This is a genomic window from Bradyrhizobium sp. sGM-13, from assembly GCF_018398875.1.
GTDB lineage: Bacteria > Pseudomonadota > Alphaproteobacteria > Rhizobiales > Xanthobacteraceae > Bradyrhizobium.
On record NZ_JAGWDK010000036.1, the window covers coordinates 20,679 to 38,161 of the forward strand.

19 protein-coding genes, 1 tRNA gene and 1 pseudogene are annotated in these 17,483 nt (G+C 59.4%); 5 read left to right on the plus strand and 16 right to left on the minus strand.

The window, feature by feature from the left end:
• Positions 1 to 94: 94 nt before the first annotated feature.
• From KJQ96_RS32680 to KJQ96_RS32730, 11 genes are all read right to left on the minus strand, one after another.
• Positions 95 to 667 carry a hypothetical protein gene (locus tag KJQ96_RS32680; RefSeq protein ID WP_213290449.1) on the minus strand — a complete coding sequence of 191 codons (573 nt, stop codon included), beginning with the start codon at positions 665 to 667 and terminating at the stop codon, positions 95 to 97.
• Positions 664 to 1,476: a hypothetical protein gene (locus tag KJQ96_RS32685; protein ID WP_213290450.1), complete on the minus strand. Its 813-nt coding sequence runs from the start codon at positions 1,474 to 1,476 to the stop codon at positions 664 to 666. The genes KJQ96_RS32680 and KJQ96_RS32685 overlap by 4 nt, the downstream gene beginning before the upstream one ends.
• 789 nt (positions 1,477 to 2,265) lie before the next feature.
• The gene (locus KJQ96_RS32690) at positions 2,266 to 3,429 is read right to left on the minus strand and encodes an AAA family ATPase (protein WP_213290451.1); all 1,164 of its coding nucleotides are present in this window, start codon (positions 3,427 to 3,429) and stop codon (positions 2,266 to 2,268) included.
• Positions 3,430 to 3,432: 3 nt separating this feature from the next.
• Positions 3,433 to 4,464: a bifunctional DNA primase/polymerase gene (locus tag KJQ96_RS32695; protein WP_249734795.1), complete on the minus strand. Its 1,032-nt coding sequence runs from the start codon at positions 4,462 to 4,464 to the stop codon at positions 3,433 to 3,435.
• 3 nt (positions 4,465 to 4,467) lie between these two features.
• Entirely contained in the window at positions 4,468 to 4,812 is a 345-nt protein-coding gene (locus KJQ96_RS32700) for a hypothetical protein (protein ID WP_213290452.1), read from the minus strand.
• A gap of 39 nt (positions 4,813 to 4,851) precedes the next feature.
• Positions 4,852 to 5,055: a hypothetical protein gene (locus KJQ96_RS32705; protein WP_213290453.1), complete on the minus strand. Its 204-nt coding sequence runs from the start codon at positions 5,053 to 5,055 to the stop codon at positions 4,852 to 4,854.
• 188 nt (positions 5,056 to 5,243) lie between these two features.
• Entirely contained in the window at positions 5,244 to 5,408 is a 165-nt protein-coding gene (locus tag KJQ96_RS32710; RefSeq protein WP_213290454.1) for a hypothetical protein, read from the minus strand.
• 10 nt (positions 5,409 to 5,418) lie between these two features.
• Positions 5,419 to 5,613, minus strand: a complete 195-nt coding sequence (locus KJQ96_RS32715) for an AlpA family transcriptional regulator (protein WP_057839020.1) — start codon at positions 5,611 to 5,613, stop codon at positions 5,419 to 5,421.
• Between the two features lie 120 nt (positions 5,614 to 5,733).
• Complete coding sequence (locus KJQ96_RS32720) at positions 5,734 to 6,297, minus strand: hypothetical protein (RefSeq protein ID WP_213290455.1); 564 nt, start codon at positions 6,295 to 6,297, stop codon at positions 5,734 to 5,736.
• A gap of 3 nt (positions 6,298 to 6,300) precedes the next feature.
• A complete protein-coding gene (locus KJQ96_RS32725; protein WP_213290456.1) occupies positions 6,301 to 7,551 on the minus strand; it encodes a site-specific integrase in 1,251 nt (416 codons plus the stop codon).
• A 1,270-nt stretch (positions 7,552 to 8,821) separates the two neighbouring features.
• Positions 8,822 to 8,971: a hypothetical protein gene (locus KJQ96_RS32730; RefSeq protein WP_213290457.1), complete on the minus strand. Its 150-nt coding sequence runs from the start codon at positions 8,969 to 8,971 to the stop codon at positions 8,822 to 8,824.
• 795 nt (positions 8,972 to 9,766) lie between these two features.
• On the opposite strand from KJQ96_RS32730, the gene KJQ96_RS32735 reads away from it, so the two are divergent.
• From KJQ96_RS32735 to KJQ96_RS32745, 3 genes and pseudogenes are all read left to right on the plus strand, one after another.
• Positions 9,767 to 9,952, plus strand: a complete 186-nt coding sequence (locus tag KJQ96_RS32735) for a hypothetical protein (RefSeq protein WP_213290458.1) — start codon at positions 9,767 to 9,769, stop codon at positions 9,950 to 9,952.
• A gap of 110 nt (positions 9,953 to 10,062) precedes the next feature.
• Positions 10,063 to 10,191: pseudogene (locus tag KJQ96_RS32740) on the plus strand (DNA ligase); the annotation flags it as partial.
• 1,071 nt (positions 10,192 to 11,262) lie between these two features.
• The gene (locus tag KJQ96_RS32745) at positions 11,263 to 11,958 is read left to right on the plus strand and encodes a Crp/Fnr family transcriptional regulator (protein WP_213290459.1); all 696 of its coding nucleotides are present in this window, start codon (positions 11,263 to 11,265) and stop codon (positions 11,956 to 11,958) included.
• A 597-nt stretch (positions 11,959 to 12,555) separates the two neighbouring features.
• Here KJQ96_RS32745 and KJQ96_RS32750 read toward each other — a convergent pair.
• Both KJQ96_RS32750 and KJQ96_RS32755 read right to left on the minus strand, forming a co-directional pair.
• The gene (locus KJQ96_RS32750; RefSeq protein WP_213290460.1) at positions 12,556 to 13,290 is read right to left on the minus strand and encodes a Crp/Fnr family transcriptional regulator; all 735 of its coding nucleotides are present in this window, start codon (positions 13,288 to 13,290) and stop codon (positions 12,556 to 12,558) included.
• 167 nt (positions 13,291 to 13,457) lie between these two features.
• On the minus strand, positions 13,458 to 13,853 hold the full coding sequence (locus tag KJQ96_RS32755) for a YciI family protein (RefSeq protein ID WP_213290461.1): 396 nt from the start codon (positions 13,851 to 13,853) through the stop codon (positions 13,458 to 13,460).
• 356 nt (positions 13,854 to 14,209) lie between these two features.
• Here KJQ96_RS32755 and KJQ96_RS32760 point away from each other — a divergent pair.
• Both KJQ96_RS32760 and KJQ96_RS32765 read left to right on the plus strand, forming a co-directional pair.
• Positions 14,210 to 14,283 (plus strand) — tRNA-Gly (locus KJQ96_RS32760).
• 149 nt (positions 14,284 to 14,432) lie between these two features.
• Entirely contained in the window at positions 14,433 to 14,807 is a 375-nt protein-coding gene (locus tag KJQ96_RS32765; protein WP_213290462.1) for a YbaN family protein, read from the plus strand.
• A gap of 53 nt (positions 14,808 to 14,860) precedes the next feature.
• Here KJQ96_RS32765 and KJQ96_RS32770 read toward each other — a convergent pair whose 3' ends face one another.
• The 3 genes from KJQ96_RS32770 to KJQ96_RS32780 all read right to left on the minus strand — a co-directional run bounded on the left by KJQ96_RS32770 (position 14,861) and on the right by KJQ96_RS32780 (position 17,075).
• Positions 14,861 to 15,172: a hypothetical protein gene (locus KJQ96_RS32770; protein ID WP_213290463.1), complete on the minus strand. Its 312-nt coding sequence runs from the start codon at positions 15,170 to 15,172 to the stop codon at positions 14,861 to 14,863.
• Positions 15,173 to 15,324: 152 nt separating this feature from the next.
• A complete protein-coding gene (gene rpoH / locus KJQ96_RS32775; RefSeq protein WP_213290475.1) occupies positions 15,325 to 16,254 on the minus strand; it encodes an RNA polymerase sigma factor RpoH in 930 nt (309 codons plus the stop codon).
• Positions 16,255 to 16,466: 212 nt separating this feature from the next.
• Positions 16,467 to 17,075, minus strand: a complete 609-nt coding sequence (locus KJQ96_RS32780) for an NADH dehydrogenase ubiquinone Fe-S protein 4 (protein WP_249734797.1) — start codon at positions 17,073 to 17,075, stop codon at positions 16,467 to 16,469.
• Between the last annotated feature and the right edge of the window lie 408 nt (positions 17,076 to 17,483).

Genomic DNA, 17,483 nt, shown 5'->3' on the forward strand with positions numbered 1-17,483 from the left:
CATTCCGAGCTGCTTCACGGTATCGAAAGGACGAAATCGGAGGCTCGCACAAATTATAGCAAGAGGGGGCATTAGCCTCCACTGGGCTGATTCATCACCCCATTAGGAGTATCGCGGCCGTAGCAAGGGACAAGCTGCCGAAGACCTGCAGCATCAGAAATGCCGCAAGAAACAGCAATTTTGCCAAGGCCTGTGAAGACCTCGTCCACACAAGATCCTTGTCGTAGGCAGCACCTTCAAAGAGTTGCTGAATCGTTTTGGGGCCTTGCTTCTTCGCTAACGCGGCGCGCGCATTGGAGGTGAGGGATAAGCCACCGATGACCTTGGTGCTACGAGTCCTACGGGCATCCACTGCTATTATGGCCGTGAACATCTGCGTCTGAATTAGCCAAACGTATAGGAATAGCCCGATGACTGTCGCCACGCCGCAAATGATCAATAGGGACAGCAACCAGTCGATGTCGCGTCGCCCCCTGGTCAAGACGAAGATCACCACGATGAACACCGCAGCCAGGAGTCCAGCGACCTTCGCAGGTGCTCGAGGAATATCCTCCTCCACAGGCTCCCATCGCTCCCGACCTTTGAATGCGAGGGTTATCGCCCCCCCGGCCGCAATGATCACACCAGCCGTACCAACAACTTGGCCCAAAACGGCATAGTCACTCATGGCCGCACCATGTGGATGATGTTATTGGGTGGGATTTCATAGGGCACCGTGTCGTCCAAGACGAGAGGACGGTTCGGTCCATCGGCACCAAAGATGTATTTACCCGGCGGCAAGTAGCCACTAACGGGTGTAGACAACGAGTTGCCGAACACACGACGGACGTCCGGGAAATAGGCTTTTGCGGCAATGATTCTAAGGCCCGTTTGAAGGTTATGGACGGTAACGTCCAAACCGGGAACTTCAGGGACTCCGCAGCGTAAATTCTCTCCACCACTGAGTACGCGCAATCCCATGGCCGCATCCACGCGCACTCGTAAGAAGTCGACCAGCAGGGCCGCAAAGGATCGGCGTGCCTGGGGTACAGGCATCGTGGTGAGGAGCATCTCAGTTTTGGCAAATGCGCCCGGTGCTTCTCGGGCGAAACCGACAATATCGGCTGGAGACGCAAATGATCGGCGCTCCTCAGGCACAGAATTGGGAAGATCGAGCGGCGCCCATCCAATCGCCGAAATATGCACCATTGGATAAGGCATCTGCATTGACATCAACACACTCGCTGCAGAATGAAAATCCTGAACTGATGTTGCGATGTCGGCAGCGGCAAGTGGGGTAGGAATCTCTGTTAGATCGAGCCGCCCCGTCTCGGCAGCTTTGTTCGCGACTTTCTCAAGCACCGAGCGACTTACGGGTTCTTCCTTGTGGTGCCTCTTACTTTCGACCTCGACGTCATTCTCGGCTTTGGAGTCATTGTTTCCGCTGCGCATCTTAACGCGTGTTCGACCAACTTCATTGCTGACGGTATCAGGCATGCCAGCTTCCTCCCGATTGCCCAGTTGTCACCGAGTGGTCGAGGAATGTTAATCTTACACCGCTTACCACCCAGGGTTAAGTGAAATAGTGTCCGGCCTGGTCATCGTGTGAGCGCGTCGCCGACTTGTTCTGTCGGGATCGCACCAGAGCGGACGGCGCCCTGTTCGCTGACAACAACCGAAATCAGGTCGATTCCCGATTCCCCGGACCGGGCTAATCGCTTAGAATTGAAAAACTCGATCCCCGGCTTGTTACCGCTCGCCCAAGGCGATCGACTGTGGCTGGGGTTGTTGTAGATGGCCCACCGCGTTGGCCTCGAATGAGGGGCAACGGGAACGTGTGAGTTTGGCCCATCGCGTCATTTCGCTGCGATGCGGAATTTGATCGCTATCTGGGCATAGCGGACTCTCGCGAGCCGTCAGTTCGGTCGATTAATAGGTTCACGGCCCAGATCGTCAAAGAACGCAGCAATCGTTTTCAGTGCTGGCGAAAATACGTTTGAGAACTTCAGGCGGCCTGCCGTCTCCCGACCGATCTTGACAGGATGATCCATTCCGCCGCGTATCTGACCCGTGTCTTATTTGCGAAAACAACTTGCTTGGACCTCGCGGTCTGCAACACCTCTAACAAAAACCTCAACGAAAGTGGACAAAGTGGACATTCACCCTAAGGGTCCTGTCCACTCGTCCACTTTGTCCACTCCCCACACCCCTTCGGGGGTGGTGTGGGGGTAGACATTGGACCGTTGGACAAAGTGGACGAATGTCCAACCCGTCCACTTTGTCCACTTAGGGCCGAATTGACCAAATCATCGCAATGTTTTGAGAGTGGGCAATGCCGGCGATAACATTCTCGTCCTTTGCAGCAGCAAGCGCACGATCGAACGCCTTGTATTTTGCGGAGGTGGTAGTTTCCGGATTTCCAGTGATATACCTAGCCATAAACTTGTTCCGGACCTCGGCTACATTTACGGCTTTGACGGTCGAACCTTCGGGGATTCTATAATCCTGCCCGTGGCCCGCCAGCGCCTCATTGAACGCCTCGGTGAAGTCGCGCGGAATCTTGCTCTTCACCTTAGCTACCACTGCCTGCGGGACGGCTTCTCCGGCACCTTCGAAGAACTCGATATAGCCGGCGGTCATCGGGTCGCCGTCTTCGTCGAGACCGAGCATATGGCTTCGCACTTCAAATGACCCCAGCGAGCCAGTGCCGCCACGCCGAGATTTGGTCAACGCCAGCGATCGTTTGGAGCTCTTGCCGGACAAAGGGTCAGTGGCGCCAAGCACCGACAGGATTGCATCGGCCCCAGCACCGTATGCCGAAGCGCCCCGAACGCCGGTCTCGGCGTTCTTTCCGTGGTGGGCAATCGGCATGACCAGCACGTCGCTGGCGTTGCCAACCCGGGCTAATTCTTTCATCAAGCGAGCCGCTTCGGCGTTGTCGTTTTCGTCGGTGATATTGAAACACGCCGCGAGGGTGTCGATCACAACCAACCGAAGGTCGATGCCGAATTTATCGGTAGACTCCAAGGATGCCTCGGCAACGGCATGCTCAAGCCAGGTGATGATGTTGTGCTGCGACAACCCGGCCGGGGGCTCGGTGACAAAGAACGGAATTTCGCCGGCTTGGCCGTCTTGAAACTTCCCTGCGCGGGCCCCCTCAACCCGCGAGTCAACTTCGCCACCACCCTCGGCAGCAATCCAGAGAACGCCGCCCGAGCGCACGCGGCGTCCTAGAAACGCCCGGCCGAACACAAGCGACAAACCCAGGTCAACGCCAACGAAAGTCTTGCCCGCCGCATACTGCCCGGAGAGCAGCGCAACCCCGCTAAGCGGAAGCATACGCTTCACCAGCCATTGCGGCCGTTCCGGCGTAGTCGCTCCGATGGCCCGCAGCGATACGGTGTTGACCGGGCTGGGGTTCGGCGCGGGGAAGATAGTGATTTTGGCCATCGGTCAGGCTTTCTTTTTCATCGCGGCCGCAATGATGCGATCCGCGAGCGCCAACGCCTCAGGGTCGACGAGCGTCACCCCAACACGGGGAGCCAGCCAATCCAGCGCTTCGGACGCGGACACGCGGCGAGCTTCCATGACAACATCAATAGGCGTGTATCCGCGTTCATCTCCGAAATCGCGAATGCCGTCCGCCTTGAACGATAGGTTCAGAGCGCGCAAATGGAGCGCCCTGCCGGTGCCGGACGCTCGCCATTCGGCTACGGCCTTGAAGCCACCACCGGCGCGACAGCAGCGCTGCAAGCCGAGATACGGCACCCATGCATGCAAGTTCGCGAGCGCCGCATTGTTCGCCTCGCGAAACAATGATCCCCCGTCAGAACCACCGGCAAGCGCAACAGTCTCGCCATGCGGCTTATAGCGCCTGTCCGCCTGGGGATCATACCCATACGCCTTCAGCGCTTCACCGATGCGCTCGGCGATGTCGTCCGGCAACTCGGTCAGTTGATCGAGGGACACGTCAAGAAGCGTGTCGTCCGTCCACCAATAGTAAGGCTCGCCGGTGTCAGGATGGATCGAGGGCGGCAAGACGGTTTGCTTGCCTTCCGAGAGTAGATCGACAAGGCCGATGCGCTCGGGCGTGCGGAAGTTGCGCGAGCGGATCGCGTCGGTGTTGCCGCGATAGAAGAGCGAGATGCCCTTGTGGCCCTTCTTTTGCACATTCGATTGCGGCAGCATCGCGAGCAGCGCGACCATCGCGGGCTCGAAGTCGATGTCTATCACAACGACGCCACCAAATCCGCAAGCAAGGCCAAGCCCGCCGCCACATCTATCGGCTCGCCGCCCCCAAGCGGCGGTCTTATGAATCGACGCGCGTTCGGTGCAGTAATCCTGCCATCCCGCCATAGGGTAATCGGTGCCGGGTGCCTTACCCCGCCCCTCAAACGGGGCATTATGCGGCACAATAGGCAACAGCGAGTACCCGTTGCCGTACATCGCCAGCGCGGCGCGCTCGAAAGCGGAGGAATCGGACATTGCTCAGAGCCAGAGCGCCGCGATGTGCTGCCAAAGCGCGCGACTCGGACTCATCCAGAAGTCGCGAGACGCCGCTTGGATGTCCGCGAGAGAGAGAAGCTGCCTCAACGTCGGTTGCGCGGTGTTGCGGAAGAAGACGCTGCCATCCTCAAACACGCGCATTTCGTAGTCGCGGCGCGACTGGCGGCGCATGTATTTGTCGAACTGGCGGGCAGCGCCGAGAACGGTGTCGGCGGTGATCGGCGTGTACGCGGGAGACGCAATCCATCCCCTATGCGCTTGTGCGCACTTCGAGTCGGGGCTATAAAAATCGGACCTCATCGGACTTTCCTTTTCGTGTTTTTGCATCACCCGCCGCCTGCCAGCGCGCGGGTTTTGCTTGTGGGGTCATGCGGCGGTCTTGCCGCCGGGCGTGATGCGGTTCGCCTGCATCCACGCCGCGATGTCCTGACGGGAATATTTCGGCGTCCGACCGATCAACGTATACGCAGGGGAACGACCAAGCCGCCGCTCACGACGCGCCCAAGCATGAGACTTACCAACGAACTCGGCGTACTCAGCTTCCGAAAAAAGAAAATCATCATTGCTCATTTTAGAATGCCTCATTTGTTCGAGTGTTCGGATTTGAGCAGATTTCACCACTCGCTAGGGATCGGTTGAATCTCTTTTCAAGCGATTTTTGCCCGATCGGGCGCAGCTCAGCCATCACGCGGCGGATACCGCGTGATGGCGATGTTGAGGTTTTGTTGAGAGAAGTTAATGCCCGTGAAAGCGCTGACTTAGGAGGCCGACAAGGGCGTGTTGGCGTCCAAAAACGCGGCATAGTGCAGGAGGGCGACCGCCGCCAGATGGCCGTCAGTCGGTCCGAGCGTGGTTTCTTCGGAAGCTTCAAGAACTTCCGCGAGTTCGATCAAATAGGCGGGTTCATCGGTGATGTCAGTCATTGTCATGCACTTACGCATCGTTCGCGGGATGGCTGGTGAACCCGGCCATCCAAGCGTCGATTTCTGCCGCATCAAAAAAACGCGAGCGTCCAATATAGATCGGGGAGGGCAGGCTATTCGTGCGCAGCTTCACGTGCCGCTCAAACGTTGAGCGCGGCATGTCGAGCTTTCCTCGCACGGTTTCCGACTTAATCAGTTGCTTCATGTTGGTCCTCTTGGGGTTGGTGACATCTCAAGAAGTACCGAATAGGAGCGAGAAAATCTGGGTAGAAAGTCGCTAACGGATACCACCCAAAATCAAAGGATTATCCTTCACATCAAGGGATCATCCGTCACCGTGGGTGATGGATTGACTTTTTTGCAACTTCGTCTTCAGGCGTTTCCAGATTTTCTCGATTTGGTCGAGTTCAAGGCCCGCATATCCGCTGTCCTTGACGATCTGCCGAGCGCGTCCAGGTCTCACACCTCTTGCGGTCAACGACTGAAGTGCTCCGAATATCCGAATGTCGCGCCATTCGATTTGCAGTTGCCCAACGGGATTTTCGTGGGCCTTGCCGCGCCACGCAGCGTAGAGTTCTTTCGCGCGAAAATTGACAATGCGGTCTTTATGGTTGGCCGTCCTGTTCTTCTTCTGGTCCTCCAGATTTTCTTTCGGGGGCCGCGATGTAGCCGCAAGCAAGTCAAACTCATTCTGAATTACCTTTCCAGCAGCCTCGCTCACGCATGCGGCAAAACGATCAACCTCAGCCTGAATCACGCGCGGCACGGGCCGGGTGTATATTTGAGCAAGACTGTATGCCCGCCAAGCCGCCGCTGGATTCTTGGTCCGCTCGAAAAAATCAGTCATTTCGGCAATCTCATTGCCGACCAAATCGGGGAGTAGTGCCATCGGTCAGCCCTCTAACGCCTTGAACTGCACAACATTCGACTCGCGCGCCACCATCAGATTGGCGAGGAAGTCCGCCCATAAGTTAAGCGCGTGCCGCTTCTCGGCAGCAAAGGTGTGAAGCTGATAGACCGCCATCACGCCGCGCATTTGATGGTTCAGCACCCGTTCAACCACTCCAACCTCTATCCCCAGATTGGGCATGGTGGTGGCGGCCGTGCGTCGCAAATCGTGAAGTCGCCAGGGCTCGATTCTAACTTCGTCTGGATCGTCACCGACCGCCGCCGCGTCTTCTCGCGCGATCTCCAGCATCACTTCGTCAATGCGCGCCTTGGCGTGGGTGGCAGAGAACGAGGGGAACACACGGGGCGAGTCCTTGATCTGGTCCATGCTGGTCAGAATCTCGACAGCGACCGGGGCAAGGGGGACGATATGAGGGTTGCCGTTCTTCGAGTCTGGGAGGGTCCACAATGGCGCGTCGCTGGTCAGGTCGAGTTTCAACCATTCCATGTTGGCGACCTCGCTAAACCGCTGCGCCGTCAGCAAGAGCAGATGGGCGAATTGACGCCGGGGCCATTCGAGCCGTTCGATTGCCCGCAGCAAGAGCCGCAATTCACCGTTGGTCAGGATTCGTTTACGCGAAACTTCTTTGACGACAGCGGTTCCGTCAAACGGGTTCTTTTCGACCAGTTCTTTGGTGATGCACCATTGAAAGAAGTGCCGCCCATACGCGCGGAGCCGCTTCGACTGGATCGGCGCACGCGCCTTGACCGTGTCGAGAACCCGGATTGCATCGCTGCGCTGGATGTCGTCCACGCGCCTCTTGGCCCAACCCTTTAATTCCTTGTCGAGAACCCGCCGCACCTCCCGGCCGGACTTCAATCCATCGGCGTGGTCGCCGTAGTAGCGCACGAGCACGTTCGCGACCGTGTCCTCCCGGCGCCGGGCTTCCTTCTCCTCCGCAGCGATCCTAGCGGCTTCCGCCTTGCGCGTAGCGCGCTTCTGGTCGGCCGGGTCCGCGCCCATTGCGCGTTGTCGGCGTGCATCACCAGCCGCCTCACGGGCCTGTACAAGCGTAAGCGCGCCGGGACCGCTTGCAGGGCCAAGCACTACAGTCACGTCTTGCTTGTCACCCCGTCGGAACCTGTAGACGAACGTCCGCACTCCCGACGGATACACCAGCACCCGCAAGCCCGGATGACCGATATCGGGCAGGGCGTAGCGCTTCGCTCGCGGTTTTGCGTGCTCGATCGCCAACGCAGTAAGCGGTCTTTTCATTAGCTCCCCCTTTCAAGCCCCACTCTAAGCCCCACAAAATACCTAGCTGTAGTGGTATTTCGGGAGATGTAATCAGCTATCAATAGGGAGCTATATCCTTGATTGGAAGAGAATTTTTTGTCCCAGTGGGGCTTCGTGGTAATCGTTGAAACCACAAGATGGCTGACTGTAAATCAGCCGCCGTATGGCTTCGAAGGTTCGAGTCCTTCCTTCCCCACCACCTTGTTTTTGTTGAAACGATTTCCGCTAAGCCCTTCGGGGCCGTAAGCAATCGCGGCTTCATGATGTGTTCACGCAGCAGCGAACGGTACTGTCGGTATTCCGAACCCAATATCCTAAGTTGATTTCGCGGTGCCAGTTAGCCGACGCCGTAAGGCTTGTTGAGAAATAGTCGCGGTTACCTAGTGCCTTCGCGTAGCGATCGATTGCGACGGTCATCGCCTGAACGTGCTGATAGCGGTAGCCCTCTCGCGCTGCCCGCTGCCGCAACTCGGCAAGCGCGCCATGGTCTTCGTAACCGTGGCCGCAATTATTTTCGTTCGCGCCAGGCTGTCGCGGTAGGAAGTGCTTGCCAGGGTGAACAAGACGGCCCTAGCGAGATGCGCCAGAGCCGTCCACTTCCGGCGGGAGCCTGTTTGGCGACGCAAACCGGAAGCCACCGAATCGACTCATTCAAGCCAACATCGTTCCTAATAGAGGGCCCGACGCTCGACGATTCCAGACGACACGCGCCCGGCCTTACCACCGCGGTCACGCCTAAAGAGATTTGCGTTTGCTCGGAACGTTCGAATAAACGCGCTGGTTGTTCTATCATTATGAAAGGACAACCCATGAAGCTCACGACAATCGCTTTGGCGTCAGTCCTGACGCTCGGGTCCACACTCGCATTTGCACAAGCTGGTAGTTCTAGCGATGCCGCTGCTGCCGGCGGCGCGACGGGCGGACCGGCCGGGGCTGGTTCTTCCACCGCAGTCAAGGGCGACGCGACGGGTCCCAGCGACACCCGGGACAGTGCACAAGGCTCCGGTTCGGGCGATGCCTCAGCCGCTGCCGCCGGTGGTGCGACTGGTGGGCCAGCTGGGGCTGGTTCCTCCAGTGCTGTTAAGAGCGACACCAACACCACAGGCTCTTCAAAAGACCCCGTCCGGCGCTAACAACCATCAGAAGAGAATGAAGCGCGACACAGTTTTTTGCTTCGACCGGCGAGTTGCGCGAGTCGGGCCTCTTCGTTGCCGTCGTCTTTCGAGTCTCAGGCTACGCCGTAGGGCTTGTTGAGAAAATAATCGCGGTTGCCGAGCGCCTTCTCAGCGTACTGATCGATCGCGACCGTGATCGCCTGGACGTGCTGATAACAGTAGCCTTCACGCGCGGCCCGCTGGCGCAATTCGGCCAGCGCCATAAGCCCCTTTGCCGATCCGGAAAAAAGCCGCCGCCGGATCCTCGAGATCGCCAACTCGGTCGAGGCGGTGCAGGACGGCCGTATTAGTATCGAGAAAATCAACGGGCCGTTTCTTTTTCGAGATGGCGGCAGCCCGGCCGAGTACGCCGCTGGCCTCGAGCTCGCGATCGACCGCGGCTGGCTCACGCTGCATAAGTCAGGGACTTTCGTCACCTTCACGCCCCCCCGGCGCTGAGCTATTTGCCTGACGCACTAGTCCGGGTGCCACCATGCCGGCTTCAACGGTTAGATGTTTCTGGTCGGCAATGTCGGCCGATTTACTTCCTCGGCCTTTTCATTTCATCGTCTGGCGTCCTCACGTCGGCAGGGCTACGGGTGCTGTCAACTCGGGCGGGCGGGCCCCCTCCGCCGGCAGCACCGCCAGAACCGGTTCCGCCCGCGCTGCCGTCACTGGCGCCTCCGCTTCCTGCGCCGCCGGCACCGGCGCCTCCGCTACCTGCGCCGGCACCCGCGGCACCCGCGCCTGCACCGCCCGCGCCCCCGGCTCCTCCGGCACCTTGGGCGACAGCCAACGTTGAGCCGAGCCCAAAGAACAACACTAACGCGATCGCTGATATTCTCATGGTGGTTCTCCTTGCAACCATGGAAGCACCGGTAATTTTTCAGGCTTTGCCCCGTTCCTATTTTTTGCTGCGGCAAAATGCGTGGACGCAACATCAGCGCGATAGGAACCATTCCTCGCGTAGAACCTAAGCTAGAGCAGCAATCGCCCGGCGCAACGCAGGGAGGAAGGACATGATACTGAATTCAAAGAAGCCACTAAGCCCCGAAGATTTTCCCGTAGATGTCGAAGGTCAGAAGATAAAGAAGCAGGATGGTACTCCCATCGCAGATGCGGAGACTCCCGCCGTCGCTGCCGAAATCGCAGAGCGCCTTAACGAAAACGAAGACAGGCGCGAAGAAGACAAGTGGTCAGCCTGACCTTTTGCGACCCAAAACTCGAATTCTGTCGAGCCGTTCCTAACGTCCGAGCCGCCGCTCGACCCCCGTTCGGCTGGTGCCCACCTTTCTTGACCGCCTTCTTCACTGCAGCCGCCGAAATCGCTCACCGGGGAATCTGGGTCGAGCCGGAGCTGATGGCCGAGATCGAATACCGGGCGAAGTCGGCCGAGGGCAAGGTGAGGCATCCATTCTTCAAGGGCCTACGGGAGGATCTGTAGATGGATGCCTTTGATCGGGTCTGGCGATGGGCAGAGAAGCCGCTGGATAGCCCGCTCACCATTCCGCCGACATTCACCACGCGGTCATGTCGTTGCCGCCGGCAGAGCGGCGCGATCGCTCCACCGTCAACCACGCCGTGCGCCAGGCGTTGGAGAGATCAGATGAAAATCCCGCGCAACACCGGCCGACATCGACAATCGCGACCGGCCGGTGATCGAACATCTCGGAAACTGTCCGGTTTCCGACGCACTGGTCGAATGCGCGACCTCGCCCAAGTGATGGCGCATATGCATGACGAGCAGGCGCCCCCAGTAGCTACGAAAAGTTCTGCGACGAGCGCTGTCTATTTCCCTGGTCTGTTTCAGAACCGGACGAAACTAGACTGACGGCGGCTAGTTAACTTTGATGGAATACAAGGGCATCCCGTTGTGCAGATGGCCAACCCCAACTGGCTGGAAGTGGACCGTGCAGGTTCCCGGTAACCGGCCAAGATCCGGGTCGGAGTTGAGTCGCGCTCTCGCAATTCGCTTTGCGGAAATCGCTATTGATAGAGCGATCGCGAAGCAGCCGATGCACAGGAAGGACTTGCGATTTCCGCTGGCAACCGAACAGGCAAAATTAGAGCAACGGTCCTGTAGCTTGGCAGTGCCACAAGAGGATCCAATGACTCAACAGCGTAGACGCTCGAACACGAGAAAACCCTCAAAGAGCGGCTGGCGGAAGAGGCTCAACGCCTCAAAGCGGCGGCAGATACGCTGCCTCCCGGGACTGACCGCGAACGGCTTCTACAGCGGGCCCGAGAAGCTGATACGACCGCTCACCTTGACGAGTGGCTGAGCTCGCCCGGCTTGCAACCTCCCAGGCCGTTGGAAAATTCACTTGCCGATCAGAAGAAGTAAGGCGGCTCAGGCGAGAGGGGCCCCCAGCGGCGGCACCGGGACTAGCAATCGTTCTTATTTTTCTTGCCCGGCCGAATGGAAACTCGCGATGCGGGATGATGCATCAGACCCGACGACGCAGCCGCGCAAAACTGCTAAGTTGGAGGGAGCCTAATAAGGGGGCGAAGCCAGATGAATCGCCTGATCGCTTCACTGCCGGCCGATGCGCGGGAGCTCCTCGAACCAGAACTTCAACGTGTCCCGCTCGTGAAAGGTGAGGTGCTCTACCGGCCCGATGAACCGGTCGATTACGTGTTTTTCCCACACGGCGGATTGATCTCGCTGGTCGTTACAATGGAGTCAGGCCAAACAGCCGAGGTGTCGTTGATCGGCCGCGATAGCATTGTGTGCTCAGCGGTCGCTCTGGACGTTCAAGACGCCATCGATCAGGCAACTGTTGAGCTTGACACCGCTGCATCCCGCATGAATTCGGCAGCGTTCATCCGGGCATATCGCTCTCACGACAAACTGCGCACCATAGTGAACCGGCATCATGCCCTTTTCATTGCCGAGGGTAGACAGTCCACCGCGTGCAACGCGATCCATCAGGTGCACCCGCGTCTATGCCGCTGGCTAGCAAACGCGCGTGATCAGTCCGGCGTAGATGACCTGCAACTCACGCAGGATTTCCTGGCCCGAATGTTGGGAGTTCAGCGGACCACGGTCAATCAAATCTGTGGCGATCTCAGTGCCGAGGGTATAATCGACACCAGCCGCGGCCATATCCGGATACTTCGGCTCGATATTCTGCGGGATCGGGCATGCGAGTGTTACGGGATTCTCCGCAAGCGCTTCACACACCTATTTCCAGACTGGCAGTTCGATTGAGCCCGCCCGGCCAGCGCAAAAAAAAGCCCAGCGGGTTCGCTGGCCCCCTTTTTTAGCCTGAGGAAATCGCGCACTGATGCGATGCCTGCTAATTATGACCGTTCTTATCCTGAGCCGCCGAGTGATGGCGCATATGCATGGCGAGCAGGCGCTCGAATTGACGGGTAAGCCAAAGGCGGATGAACAATAGATCAGCGCGACGAGCTGAGGGATATCGGGAACACTCAGCGGATTGACCGGATGATGGCGATGGAGATCGCGGCAAGCACGACCAAGACGGCAGAACCAGCAATCCAGTACATGATATCCATAGCGCGAAACGCGCCGCCCCAGCGAACGTTCTTTTTTAGATCACTGCCAAGCGCTCTCTACCCGCGCTTGAAATTGCCCGCGCATGTGGCGGAGGGCGGGAATGACAAAAAAATCAGCCGCCGTATGGCTTCGAAGGTTCGAATCTTTCCTTCCCCACCAGCCTTCGCTCGCTCCGCGAGCTACGGCTAGGCAAGCCCGATCGTAGTAGCGAAGGCTGCCGCGCCGAAGTGCGAAGGGGCGTAGGCGGGCTGTGGCCGCGAGCTACGGCTAGGCCAACCCCGAAATTCAACGACAGGTGCTCGGGCGGAACGGAAGCGCTGCTCGTTCGGTGTCATCGAACTCCGCAGCATACAGCTCCCGAACAGTTCGGTGGCACTCGCACGCGCGGCGCTGCAGGAGATCCTGGTCCAGGATGCTTAGCTTGCCCCTGCTGTACGAGATCAGCCCCTCCTTTTGAAGGTGGCTGGCAACACCGGTGACGCTGGTTCGCCTCACACCCATCATCTGCGCCAAAAATTCCTGCGTCACCGGCAGTTCGGTGCCCACCAGATCGCACATCCTGACTAGCCACTTACAGGTCCGCTGTTCAACGGTGTGAACCGCGTTGCAGGCAGCCGTCTGCTGCACCTGCCCGAGGAGGAATTGTTCGTACTTGATGAGCAGTGCGAGCAAGTCAGGGGAAGACAGGGCAACCGCTTTGAGGTGCTCCGCATCCACGACGCTCGCAAGGCCGGATACCTGGACCACCACTTTATGCAGCGACGCCTTGCTATCGATCGCTTGTGCAGCCCCGAAAGCACCATCGTTTCCGATCATGCCGGTTTCGATCGCCCAACCATCCTCCAGTTCAACAACGCACGAAAGTATGCCGCCGTGCGGGAAGTACACCTGATTGACACGCCCGCGGCTCTCCACAACGACCTTGCCGCGTTGCATTTCGACAATGCGAAGATGCGGCCGGAGGTCTTCGAGATCGACAGGGCTTGCTCGGGACAGAATACGATTTTTTGAGTGAGGCATCGTACCCCTCCTTTCCTTTGCAGGCGGGAGCACAACACTCTCAGCCACCGACGCCCACGGGCATGGTTGTTATCGGTGATGCATTCAATGTGGGCATCGGAGGCCCCAATAGCGAGTCAATTATTGTGTCGTGTTTTGAGCCTCTTGCAGTGCAGTATGGTGAAGCGTCAGCCCTGACCGGGTCCGCTGGAGGTTTCCGGCAACGCTTCGCCGGGAAGATAAAGCCTGATCGGGCGGATTTCGTAGACGGCGGACGGATTGGCGCGCCGCAGGTCGCGGGCGATCGCGATCGCTTCCTCCTCGTTGGCGCAATTCAACACGTACAGACCCAGCAACTGCTCCTTGGTCTCGGCAAATGGCCCGTCCATGACCATTCCCGCGCCCGGTCCACGCAAGGTGCGGGCTTCCGCCGTGCCGCCCAGCCTCGCCGCCGGCCCGAGCACCTTCTTGGCGTTGAGCCGTTCATGCACGGCCAGCAGTTCGCTCATCAGGGCCGCGTCCTCCTCCGCCGTCCAGGATGTGACCTCGGCTTCGACGTGATAGGCCAGCATGGCGTAGAGCATCGCTTTCTCCTTTAGGGCGGACCGGACTGGCGGCCTTTCGAGGACATTTAAGAAATAAAAAGGCGCGGCGGGAGAACTCCCGTCGCGCCCCAACTGTTGTGCTCGCTGGTCCAGGGCTGAGAGCGCCCCGATGCCAGGCCAAAAGACAAGCCTAGCGGGCGATCCCAGCGAGGTGACAGCGCTTGGTATAAGACACTGGATCACCTCCTTTCGTTGTTGATGGAAACCCGAATATAAGTGGCGAATCAGCCCCTGTTAAGGGGTGTGGACCTGGTCGAAAGGTCCGCACAGGACATGCGGACAGGGGCGGCGGGACGGTTGAGGCCGCCTGCGCGTCGTGTTAGGTCAACGCCAGCGCGGGTGTAGCTCAATGGTAGAGCAGCAGCCTTCCAAGCTGAATACGAGGGTTCGATTCCCTTCACCCGCTCCAGCCTTCGCTCGCAAAGCGAGGGAAGGCTGCCGCGCCGAAGCCCGGCGGGCGAAGGCGGGCTCGTGGCCGCGAGCTACGGCTAGCCAAGCCGTGGCATGAACGGGAAGCGAGCGGTCTTTGTTTGACGGGAAGGACAGGCGGCAGGTCTGATGCGCATCATCTACTTCAGCCTCGGTTGGGTGATGGTTGCGCTCGGCGTGATCGGCCTGGTGATGCCGCTGATGCCGGGGGCGGTTTTCCTGATCGTTGCAGTGGCGTGTTTTGCGCGCTCGTCGCCGCGGTTCGAGGCATGGCTGCTGGATCATCCGACATTTGGCAAACCGCTGCGGGATTGGCGCGCCGCCGGAGCCATTCCGCGGTCGGCCAAGGCCATGGCTTGCGTGGGAATGACGATCGGGTTTCTCGTGTTCTGGTACAGCGTCGACCCGTCCTTGCCGCTTGCCGTAGGTGTGGCGGTCATGTTCCTTGCCTGTGCCGCCTACGTCGTATCACGGCCGGCGGTGGTCGATGAGAACGGCATCTAGGCGTCGCTACTGAAGGAGCCACGGCAGCCGCCGCTCGCCCTGGCCAACGGGGCCTAAGTGGCTTGCCTTGCCCGTTCCAGGAAGTCTTCGAGGCCGACCGGTACCTCGTCGAGATCGATGCATCGCTCGCGTAGTTCGTCGGCGATTTCGCTCGTCACGTCGCGCGACCATCCCCCGGTGATGTTGAAGGCGACGATGCGTACCGGATTGACGTACTGGCCTTCGAGCAGTTCGCGGATCAGCGTGGCCCGCCCGGTACTCTCCTCGCTGGTCTCGCGCCATACCCGTCCAATCCGACCCAGATCGTCCAGCACGAGGTAGACGTCGTGGTCTGCACCTTCCGGCACGATGGACGGCGTACGCATTTGCGAAACTCGAACCAGGCACACCGTCGATTCAAAACGCGACTTCGTGAGTTGTTCCTCGATCGATGCGCCCCCGCAACTGGCGGAGGGTGGGGAGACTTTCTTCGCAGGCTGGGGCGAGCACCCAAGCTCGGTGCTCGCCCTGCTTTGCTTTAAGCTAATCGAATGGCGCCGGAAGTTGGCGGCAGCCTCAAGCGCCCATCATTGGGAAGCGTTCCGCCGAGGCGGGCGCGCAGCGTGGCCTTGATCTTTTGCAAAGCGCGAACCTCGATCTGGCGGATCCGCTCGCGGGACACGCGGAAGGTGGCGCCAAGGTCCTCCAGGGTTTTCGGCTGTTCGGTCAGGAAGCGTGCTCCGATGATATGCTGTTCGCGAGGCATCAGGCCGGCAAGCGCGTCTTTCAATGCGCTCCTTACCTGGTCGCGATCTTGTGCTTCCGACAATAGGCTTTCGGGATCTGGCGCTGGATCAACCAGGCAGTCCTGCATTTCCTCGGAACCGTCCTTCCGGGTCTTGGGCAGGTTGAGCGAAATGTCACCTCGCATCCTCCCATTCATCTCGACGACATCGCGGGAATCGACCGCGAGTTCGTCGGCGATGTATTTGACCTGCTCGGACGACAGATCGCCGTCCTCGCCTGCGGAAATCCGACTTTTCAGTTTTCGCAGGTTGAAGAACAGCTTCTTCTGGGCGGCGGTGGTGCCAATTTTCACCAACGACCAGGACCTCAGAATGTACTCGTGGACAGTCGCCTTGATCCACCACATTGCATAGGTGGCGAGCCGAACGCCTTTTTCGGGTTTGAACCGCTTCACCGCATGCATCAGGCCCAGATTCGCCTCCGAGATCAGGTCGGCGATGGGAAGGCCATAGCCGCGATAACGTAGCGCCAGCTTCGCAGCCAGCCGGAGGTGACTTGTCACCAGGCGATAGGCCGCTTCGCGGTCGCCGTGTTCGCGCCAGCGGCGCGCGCACATGGCCTCGTCGGCCGCACTCAGCAGCGGAAATTTTCTGATAGCGGTGAGGTAACGGGAGAGCCCGCCTTCCGAGTGAAGCGAAGGTAGGTTCGATAAAACTGACAGGGTGCTCATATCCAATTCCTCCTCAGAGCAAAGTGGGTGCGAGCTACCGAGCATGTGCCGGGCCCGGAAACGGCGCCCAAGCGCATCAAGCCGGAGCGTTCACAAAATGTCGTTGCTAGCGGATTGTTCCGTTGAAGATTGGCTTGAAAGCCGAAGGCGGTCAGCGGTGTGCCGGTGCAGGCCCCTGGCTGCCTCAACCGGTCCATGACGCCTTACGCCGCGACGGCTGGGGGGAGCCGTTTGCGCTGGCGCCAGCCTGGCGTGCTCCGCCGCAGCGTTGCCGCGCTCGAGAGCCAGCAGCGCAAGTTCGACCTCGTGAAGGCGCGAGGGCCGGCCATTCTCCGGCATGCCTTCATGGTCGTCTGGTCGATCAAATATTCAGTCCAGGCCCAGTCGATCAGGATCGAGCGTTTCGCATCCAGCGACAGGCTCGGATCGCACACCACCGCCATGGGCCAAGCCCAGCCTTCCTCGCCACGCTGATCGTGCCGGGCTTCCGCGCCGGCAATGGCCTTGTCATAGCTCTCCTGAAGGGAACCGAGGCCGAGGCGTTCGAGGGTCTCATCCGAGAAGGCATGCTTCATCTTGCGCGACACCGACTGTCGCTGGTTTGCGTTCTGCTCTTCGGTCGCCTCGACGACATACGGAAGTTTCTGCCGCTCGGCGTAGCGGATCGCCGACCTGAGCGTCGGGAAGCTGAGTTCGACGATCGCGAGCGGGTCATCATCTCCGGTCCATCCCATCAGGGGTTCGACGTAGGGGGCGCTGCGGCGCTCGAAGGTGAGCCGCCAGCCCTCGGTGCCGGCCTTTCCCGAGGTCATTACCGATCGTGTGGGCCGAAAAATGCGCGCTACCGCATCCCTTGGAAAGAGGGACGGGGTCAAGCGCCGGTCCGGCACATGATTGTCGTTCGCGGCGAATGCCGCATCTCGTGTCGTCGTTTTCAATCCGTCAATTCCAACCCTCTCCATTTTCTCCCTCCCACTTCTGGCGAAGGAAAACCGCTCGCGGCTTGGCATCTATCAAGCCGCCATACGTCATTGATCCGTCCAGCGCGACCAAATCGACAGCCGGTCAGGAAGAGCACCCCCTGCAGATATCCGGGACAACCTCCTCGGCTCGGAAGGGCGGGATCACCACGGTGGTTGCTCGGTTGGACCTTGTATTCCGACCGGACACCGGCGGCTCCGGCGCTTCCGTCTGAACCGCGGCATTCGCACTGCCAAGCT